The organism is Streptomyces sp. NPDC022910, from assembly GCF_055561075.1.
Window position 1 is genome coordinate 137372 of the sequence record NZ_JBVHHL010000018.1, and the last position, 8325, is coordinate 145696.

The window sequence follows — 8325 nt, forward strand, 5'->3', positions numbered from 1 at the left end:
CTCTGCGTTTGCCAGGACGGTGTGACCTGGCGAAAACTGGGCGAGTACGGGCAAATCGACTACGGCGGGCGATACGCGGCCGTGTGTCGCCGCCGGACGGGTGGTCAATCGTGACGATCTCGCCCTTCGGGTCAGACGACCCGTTTTCCGAACTCTTCAACCGCTTCTTCGGCATGACTCCGGCGACCTCGCCGCCGGCCGTGCAACGCGTCCCCATCGGACGCCTGCTCAGCGACTCCTCGCACGAGCTGCTCGCCTCGGCCGGCGGGCGGGCGGCGGAGGACGGATCGGATCTCGACGCAGTGCACCTGCTGTGGGCCGCCACCCAGGTGCCGGCCGCGCGCCAGGTGCTGGAGCAGGCCGGCGCGGATCCCGGCCGGCTCGCCGCCGACCTGGAGCAGGCGCTGCCGTCCGGGACCGGCACCGGGGAGCCCGCCCTGACTCCGGCGGCCAAACGGGCCCTGCTCGCCGCCCATGCCCGCTCCCAGGCGGCCGGTGCCTCCTACATCGGCCCCGAGCACATCCTCTCCGCCCTCCTCGACGATCCACGTTCCCCGCTCGCCCAGACCCTCCGGTCCGAGGGCACCTCCCCGAGCGCCCTGAGCGGCGTCGGCCGACAGGGGCAGGCCGCGGGCGGACACCCCGACACTCCGACGCTCGACGAATACGGGCGCGACCTCACCGACGAGGCGCGCAGCGGTCGGCTCGATCCCGTGGTCGGCCGCGCCTCCGAGATCGAGCAGACCGTCGAGGTGCTGTCCCGCCGGACCAAGAACAACCCGGTGCTCATCGGCGATCCGGGCGTCGGCAAGACCGCGATCGTAGAGGGGCTGGCGCAGCGCATTGTCGCCGGTGAGGTGCCCAAGGTGCTGAAGGACCGCCGGGTGGTGGCGCTCGACATGGCCGGCCTCGTCGCCGGGTCCCAGTACCGGGGCCAGTTCGAGGAACGGCTGAAGAAGGTCATCGACGAGGTCACCGCCGCCAAGAAGGGGATCGTCCTCTTCATCGACGAACTGCACCAGGTCGTCGGCGCGGGTGCCACCGGCGAGGGCTCCATGGACGCGGGCAACATCCTCAAACCCGCGCTCGCCCGGGGCGACCTCAGCGTCGTCGGCGCCACCACCCTCGACGAGTACCGCAAGCACATCGAGAAGGACGCGGCGCTCGAACGCCGCTTCCAGCCGGTCATGGTGCCCGAGCCCACCGTCGAGGAGACCGTCGAGATCCTGCGCGGACTGCGCGACGCGTACGAGGCCCACCATCAAGTGCGCTACATGGACGAGGCGTTGGACGCCGCGGCCAGCCTCTCCGACCGCTACATCAGCGACCGGTTCCTGCCCGACAAGGCCATCGACCTCATGGACCAGGCCGGAGCCAGGGTCGCACTGCGTACCATGGGCCCCACCGAGTCCGCCGAGCTGGAGGAGCGTCTCGATCGGCTGCGCCGGGAGAAGGACGAGGCGGTCAGCACCGAGGACTTCGAACGCGCAAGTGAAATCAAGCGTCAGATCGCCGAGTTGGAGCAGCAGCTCTCGCAGATCAGCGAGGGCGGGACAGCGACGACTCCCGTCGTCACCGTCGAGGACATCGCCGAGGTGCTCTCCGCGCGCACCGGCATCCCCGTCTCCCAGCTGACCGAGACGGAGCGGGAGCGGCTGATGAAGCTGGAGGAGCTCCTGCACCGGCGCGTCATCGGCCAGGACCAGGCGGTCACCGCGGTGGCCCAGGCGGTGCGGCGCGGCCGGGCCGGCATGGGCGACCCCAACCGGCCCACCGGCAGCTTCCTCTTCCTCGGCCCCACCGGCGTCGGCAAGACCGAACTCGCCAAGGCGCTCGCGGAACTGCTCTTCGGCGATCCCGACCGGATGATCCGCTTCGACATGAGCGAGTTCCAGGAGAAGCACACCGTCTCCCGGCTCGTGGGTTCCCCGCCCGGATATGTCGGCTACGAGGAGGCGGGCCAGCTCACCGAGGCGGTGCGCCGCAAGCCGTACAGTGTCGTGCTGTTCGACGAGGTGGAGAAGGCCCACCCGGACGTCTTCAATCTGTTGCTGCAGGTCCTGGACGACGGGCGGCTGACCGACGCCCAGGGGCGCACGGTCGACTTCCGCAACACCGTCGTCATCATGACCAGCAACATCGCCTCGAAGCACATCCTGGACCACCAGGGCGAAGTCGAGGAGATCAGGGACGATCTGATGGCCGAGCTCCATGCGCACTTCCGCCCCGAGTTCCTCAACCGGATCGACGAGGTCATCGTCTTCCACTCGCTGGAACGGCACGATTTGGTGCGCATCGTCGATCTGCTCCTCGAGGGCACCCGGCGCCGGTTGCACGCGCAGGGGGTCCGGCTGGAGGTCACCGATGCGGCCAAGGACTGGCTGGCCGACCGCGGCTACCAGCCGGAGTTCGGGGCCCGGCCGCTGCGCCGCATCATCCAGACGGAGCTCGACAACCGGCTGTCGAACATGCTGCTTGACGGCACTCTCAACTCGGGCGACACGGTCGTCGCCGACGTCGTGGACGACGAACTGGTCCCGAGCCTCAAGGCGATGACCGAGGAGGAGAAGGCCGCGCGAGCGAGGGCCGCGGAGGAGGCGGAGTAGGCGGCCCAGTCCAGGGGCACCAAGAGCACGACGGGCAAGGGCGGCATAGCGGACGCGACGTTCCCGTCCGACGACGAGTCCGGTGGCAGCGGCATGCCGGACGGCTCGGAAGGCGGCGGACGGTGGCCTCCGAGCCGTTCCCGGCCGGGTGTGTCCTAGACTAGGCCGCGCCCGCCGGGACGCGGTCGAGGAACCCGTGGACACTGCGGATACGCCCGTCGTCGGCCAGGGCGATCACGTCGAAGCCGGCGACGGGTGCCGAGCCGTCCGCGTCGTTGACCAGTTCCCAGGTGAAGCGGGCGATGTCGTGGTGTCCGTCCACCGCGCCCGACAGCCGGAAGGAGAACCCCGGGAACCGCTTGTGCGCCGCCGCGATGACCGCGGCGATCTGCTCGTGCCCGGTGACGTCGGCCAGCGGATCGGTGTAGCTTCCGTCCGCGGTCCAGGCGGCGGCCACCGCCTTCGTCAGGGCCTGGGCCTCACCCGTGTTCCACGCCTCGAAGTAGCGGGCGACGCTGGACTCGTAACGGTTGGTCTCTGCGGACATGGCGGATCAGCCTCCATCGAGGTCGTGGCGCTGGTAAGGGGCCGGGTCCAGAGGGCGCGGTGCCCGTCGGGAGCCGACACCGCAACCATGCCCGGACGTGCCCGGGGGCGTCGATTACCTCCCGGGTAAGCGAGGACCCCCGAGCCTGCTCGGCCCGTTTCGGCCACGCGAGGCCGTGAATATGCCAGGAGACTGGCCGAAATGTCATGGTGACAGAGTGTCAGGGGTGGCGATACTCGAAGTGACGAGTGACCCAGCCATGACCGACAGGCGCCACCCCGCCTCGCGCTCGGGTCACCCGCACAGCGAGCGTATGCAAGGCACAACGGGCCGAACCCGGCACCGAGCACCGCACTGGGGGACGATCGTGCACGACGAATTCCTGTGCCATGTCACGGCCTACGGCATGTGCGGCGGTCAACGCGTCGGCGTGCCCTTAGCTTAGGGACGTACCGGGCGCCCACGCTCGCCCTCGCCCTGTGGTGGATGCGCGACCGCGCGTCTTGGATCGCGGAGCGGCTCGATCCGGACCCCGACGACCCGCTCTTCCCGCCCAACTCCATCGCTCCCGTCGCTGACGCGGTCCCGGACGTGCCGAGCGTCCTGCGGGCCTGGTGCGGCGATGCCGGACAACAGGAGAGGGTCGCCGACGAGCTGGCCGTCGGCCGGCTGGTTCGCATCGCCATCAGCGACGACACCACGGAGTACGAACTGCTCGCCGAGTCCGTGGACGCGCTGCGCATGCAGCGGTTCGTCCCGGCGCTGTCCACCCCGGCCGCCTGACCACCCGCAGACCTCGTCGGACCGAGCGCACGTCGGGCGCACCGTGGCCTGCTAGGGGACCGCACCGCGTCGGCGCACCTTGGTGGCGAGCAGTCCGCCGGCGAACCCCGCGACCAGCCCCCACAGCGCCGCCAGGCCGAGGGCGGTCCACAGCCGCGGTTGGAGGAACAGCACGCCGGACAGCCCGCCCCACAGGTCACCGACGCCGATCAGCGAAAGACCGTAGTGCGCCGAGACCCGGCAGACCAGACAGATCATCAGCACGGTCGGCACCAGGGCGACGGCCAGCTGCACGGCGTGCTGCCAGGGCCGGATGCACGCCGGTGACCGCGCCGCCATCAGGAACGCGGCGGAGAGAATCAGTACGGCGTCGACGACCACGAGCCACCACACCCGTCCGTCGTGTTCGGCGAGCGTGCGCAGGTTGAGCGTCGCGATGTCCGGGGTGCGCAGCACCTCGTCGAGCAGATGGGGCATGGGCAGCCCGAACGGCTCGTCCACGCGACCGTTCCAGGTGGCGCCGAGGCCGATGGTGAGCGCCGGCCACACCACGTTGGGCAGCCCCAGCAGGATCACGGCGAGCGTGTCGGCGGGGTGACCGCGCGCCGCCGCCACCACCAGCGCGGTCACGACGCCCACGGCGACGGAGGCGAGGAGCAGGGCGACCATGGCGTACGCGGCGGGGCGCACCGACTCCTGGAAGCGCAGCAGACGGGCCGGGAGGGGCGCTGCGCGCGAGACCAGCAGGGCGAGGACCAACACACCCGCCAGCCACAGGAGTCCGAACAGCACGGTCAGCGGCAGGTCCGTCGTATAGCCGATCTTCGGGTTGATGTCGAACAGGTCGCCGATGTCGCCGATGGTCCCTTCGCCGAGCGGGATCGGGAAGGTCTGACGGGCCGCCAGCGCGAGCCCGACGAGGGCCGCCAGCCACAGTACGGCGATCCGGGCGGCCCAGCCCGCCAGTTCGCGTGCGTCGGCGACGGCCCCGTGACGCAGAGGGCGCAGGAACCCCGCGGCGATGACCAGTGCCCCCACGAGCGTCACCGAAAGCGGCATCACCGTCAGTCCCGCGCGGGTGTCGGCGAGCGCGCCGGCGTCGCCCGCCAGCTTCACGGCGCCGCCGACCGCCACGACGACCGTGGCCACGACCACCCGGGGGAAGCCGTTGTGCGGGATGCCGGTCCCGCCCGCTGCCCAGAGCCCGAGCGCGGCGGACACGCCCATGACGATCAGCCCCGCCAGCACCGTCGCGGCGGCCTGGACCCAGCCGTGCGCGGCGACCGGGGGGCTTCCGGGGCGGGCGACTGCATGGTCGGGCGGGCTCGGGGCGCTCATGGTGCCACGCTAAGCAGCCCTTCCGCGCGTCGCCTGCCGGGTGGTCCGACCGCGACGGCCGCGGCCTGGCACGTCGGCTGCCGGTAACTCCGTCCCGCCCGTCACGCGCGGCCTCAGGACCCTCCGGCGGCCGCACCGGCCGCTCTGCAGGCCCCGGCGCCCCGGGTCGGGTGACGCCGGCGAGGGTCCGTATCGCCCCGGTGGAAGTCCGAGCCCCGGGTGGCCCTGGTAGCCACGGTGGCCGTGGCCGTCGTGGTCCTGGGGCTCGTCTTCACCCTACGTGTCCCGCACCGTCGACGGTGCCGCGTCGGCCCGGTACGGAGGCATCACGGCGTGCCGGGCCCAGCGCGTGGACCGCGGTCCACGGCAGGCTCCTGCGCAGTGGCCCCGCGAGCAGACCCCGCTCGTTGAGCGTGACCCGGTGCCCCGGCCGCCTTCCGGACCTCCGGCCCCGTTGGACGGCGATCACCGTGGCCGCACGGCGGCGCGCCTGGACCCACAGGAGTGGCCCGGACAGCAGAGTCACCGCCGCCACGAGGACCGGCCACATCCACCGGCTCGCGCTCCACCTCCGCCCCCGGCCCCGGCGGTGCCCGCCGGGCGTCGTACCCTGCCAATGCACCGGCCCGGCGCGAAGACGCGCCCGCCCACCCGGCCGGCCGTGGTACGCGCGACTGGCGTCCGCGTACGGTGACTGGGGAACGCGTCGCTGGGTACGAGCACTGGTGCGGTGCTCCTCCGACGGGGGTGCCGCGCCGAACGACTCCGGCAGCCGAGAGAGACCGCATGATGGAGCACCTGGACGGAGCGGTGATACCGACTGACTTCGACACGCCTGTTGAGCCGCTGCGGCGGGCGGCGCACTACACCGGGGAGCCGGGTTCCATCGCCGAGGCCAGGGCCTTCGGCGAGCTGTTCGTCGAGCAGCTCCGGTCCGAGTGGTGCGCCTGCATCGACGAGCGCGCCACCGGCGATGTGCTCCTGGTGGTGAGTGAACTGGTCACCAACGCGCAGCGGCACAGCCACGGCCCGTACATCCTCGAGCTGGAGGGCACCGACATCGCCGTGACCGTCGCCGTCTACGACAGCAGCGCCGCGCTGCCCCGGCGCTGTCCCAAGGATCCCGAGCGCGTCGGCAGGCACGGCCTGGAGATCGTCCATGCGCTGGCGACGCGGGTGACGTGCGAGCGGGTCCCGGTCGGAAAGCGTGTCGAAGCCGTCGTGAACCTGGAGCATTGACAGACACGACCGGTCGGCATGACGGGATGGAGCCCGTGGGCCCATGAGGCCCACGGGCTTCACCCAGCCGTCCGTCAGGTGACGTCGACCCGCTTCACGTCGTCCAGCATGCCGCTGCGCAACTGCTCGATGATGCGCTTGATCAGGCGCGAGACATGCATTTGCGAACAGCCGAGCCGGGTGCCGATGTCGGCCTGGGTGGCCTCCTCCACGAAACGCATGTGGATGATCGTCCGGTCCCGTTCGCTGAGCTCCGCCACCAAGGGCGCGAGGGTCTGGAAGTCCTCGACGAGGCGGATGCCGTCGTCCTCCTCGCCGATGAAGTCGGCGAGGACGGCCTCACCGTCCTGGTCGTCACCGGCCAGCGTGGCGTCCAGCGACGACGAGTTGTAGCCGTTGGCCGCGATCTGCGCCTCGATCACCTCGTCCTCGGACAGGTTCATCAGTGCGGCCAGCTCGGCGACGGTCGGCTCCCGGTCCAGGCGGGTCGCGAGCTCCTCGCGCGCCTTCGCCAGCTCGACCCGCAACTCCTGCAGACGGCGGGGCACATGGACGGCCCACGTCGTGTCGCGGAAGAAGCGCTTGATCTCGCCGACGATGTACGGCACGGCGAAGGAGGTGAACTCCACCTCGCGGGAGATCTCGAACCGGTCGATGGCCTTGATGAGCCCGATCATGCCGACCTGGATGATGTCCTCCATGTCGTCGCTGCGGTTGCGGAACCGTCCGGCCGCGAACCGCACCAGCGACATGTTCATCTCGATCAGGGTGTTGCGCGCGTACTGGTACTCGTGCGCGCCCTCTTCCAGGGTGCTCAGCCGCTGGAAGAACAGACGGGACAGTTCCCGCGCGTCGCGAGGAGCCACCGTGCTCGGATCCGTGACGGTCGGCAGGGTCTCCTCACCAGCCCTGGTACGGACGCTCTCGTCGGTGACCGTCGACCAGCTCATGGCGGTGTCCATTACCTCTCCCACGAAACTCGCTGTTGCGCCTCTCGGGCGTTGTCCAGGCATCGTGTGTCCTCGCATACCCCGGAGTCGGCGTCTCATGTGGGCAGCAGGCGAACGATGCGGTGGCGCAAGTCACTTCGCGAGCGCGCGGGGCGGTGCAACGGGGGGCGGGGACGGCGCGGGAAGCCGTGCCGCACCGCCCCGGCTCGCCCCGTACCCGGCGCCGGTCGGGCGCCGGGGGATTCACCCAGGGCAGAACGCCGCTCCCTTCCCGTGGCGCCGCGGATCCCTAGGCTGAAGAGGTGAGCAATCAAGCGCCGAACGAAGCCCGCGTCATTCCCCTGCGTCCGCAGGCCGCGCCGCCCCGAACCGGCGGGGCGACCAGGCCCCTGCGGGAGCAGGGGCGGACGGCGCAGACGCCCGCCCCCAGGGAGCCCCTGTGGCGCGACCTCGTCGGTGATGTGCTGCGGCGCGAACGGCTCGCGCAGGAGCGCACGCTCAAGGATGTCGCGGAGTCGGCCCGGATCTCGATGCCGTATCTCTCCGAGCTGGAGCGCGGTCGCAAGGAGGCATCCTCCGAGGTCCTCGCGGCCGCCGCCCAGGCCCTGGGGCTCGGCCTCGCCGACCTGCTCTCGCTCGCCCAGAACGAGTTGGCGCGGCACGCCCGGACCCGGGTCGGCCGGGGCCGGACGTCGCCGACGGCCCCGTACGACGGTCTGTGCCTCGTCGCCTGACCGGCTCACGCACGTCCGGCTCCCGAGCCACCGGGGTCAGTAATCCGGTCGCCTGACGGCGACACCCTGTGTGCGTGAAAATCGGTGCGTGGTCGTCCGGCGGACGTCGTCTCGCCTTGGCGCGTTCC

At 71.2% G+C, this 8325-nt stretch carries 6 protein-coding genes and 1 pseudogene; 4 read left to right on the forward strand and 3 right to left on the reverse strand.

Annotation, left to right across the window (positions count from 1 at the left end; translation table 11 throughout):
• Positions 1-110: 110 nt before the first annotated feature.
• Positions 111-2606 (forward strand): ATP-dependent Clp protease ATP-binding subunit, encoded by a 2496-nt coding sequence (locus ACZ3TS_RS19505; protein WP_467619376.1) that lies wholly within the window; start codon positions 111-113, stop codon positions 2604-2606.
• 160 nt (positions 2607-2766) lie between these two features.
• Here the strand turns inward: ACZ3TS_RS19505 and ACZ3TS_RS19510 are convergent, their stop codons facing one another.
• On the reverse strand, positions 2767-3153 hold the full coding sequence (locus tag ACZ3TS_RS19510) for a nuclear transport factor 2 family protein (RefSeq protein ID WP_467619378.1): 387 nt from the start codon (positions 3151-3153) through the stop codon (positions 2767-2769).
• Between the two features lie 367 nt (positions 3154-3520).
• Between ACZ3TS_RS19510 and ACZ3TS_RS19515 the strand changes: the two are divergent.
• Positions 3521-3936, forward strand: a pseudogene (locus ACZ3TS_RS19515) (hypothetical protein).
• 51 nt (positions 3937-3987) lie between these two features.
• Here the strand turns inward: ACZ3TS_RS19515 and ACZ3TS_RS19520 are convergent.
• A complete protein-coding gene (locus ACZ3TS_RS19520) occupies positions 3988-5274 on the reverse strand; it encodes a streptophobe family protein (RefSeq protein ID WP_467619379.1) in 1287 nt (428 codons plus the stop codon).
• A gap of 786 nt (positions 5275-6060) precedes the next feature.
• On the opposite strand from ACZ3TS_RS19520, the gene ACZ3TS_RS19525 reads away from it, so the two are divergent.
• A complete protein-coding gene (locus ACZ3TS_RS19525; RefSeq protein ID WP_467619381.1) occupies positions 6061-6513 on the forward strand; it encodes an ATP-binding protein in 453 nt (150 codons plus the stop codon).
• A 74-nt stretch (positions 6514-6587) separates the two neighbouring features.
• Here ACZ3TS_RS19525 and ACZ3TS_RS19530 read toward each other — a convergent pair whose 3' ends face one another.
• Positions 6588-7463, reverse strand: coding sequence for an RNA polymerase sigma factor SigF (locus tag ACZ3TS_RS19530; RefSeq protein WP_467619384.1), 876 nt, complete (start codon positions 7461-7463; stop codon positions 6588-6590).
• A 302-nt stretch (positions 7464-7765) separates the two neighbouring features.
• Here ACZ3TS_RS19530 and ACZ3TS_RS19535 point away from each other — a divergent pair, with 302 nt between their 5' ends.
• Positions 7766-8197, forward strand: a complete 432-nt coding sequence (locus ACZ3TS_RS19535; protein WP_467619386.1) for a helix-turn-helix domain-containing protein — start codon at positions 7766-7768, stop codon at positions 8195-8197.
• Positions 8198-8325: the final 128 nt, after the last annotated feature.

Bases quoted from the DNA above. Each gene is read 5' to 3' on its own strand.
- ACZ3TS_RS19525 (WP_467619381.1), top strand. From the start codon at position 6,061: ATGATGGAGCACCTGGACGGAGCGGTGATACCGACTGACTTCGACACG.
- ACZ3TS_RS19510 (WP_467619378.1), bottom strand. From the start codon at position 3,153: ATGTCCGCAGAGACCAACCGTTACGAGTCCAGCGTCGCCCGCTACTTC.
- ACZ3TS_RS19520 (WP_467619379.1), bottom strand. From the start codon at position 5,274: ATGAGCGCCCCGAGCCCGCCCGACCATGCAGTCGCCCGCCCCGGAAGC.
- ACZ3TS_RS19530 (WP_467619384.1), bottom strand. From the start codon at position 7,463: ATGAGCTGGTCGACGGTCACCGACGAGAGCGTCCGTACCAGGGCTGGT.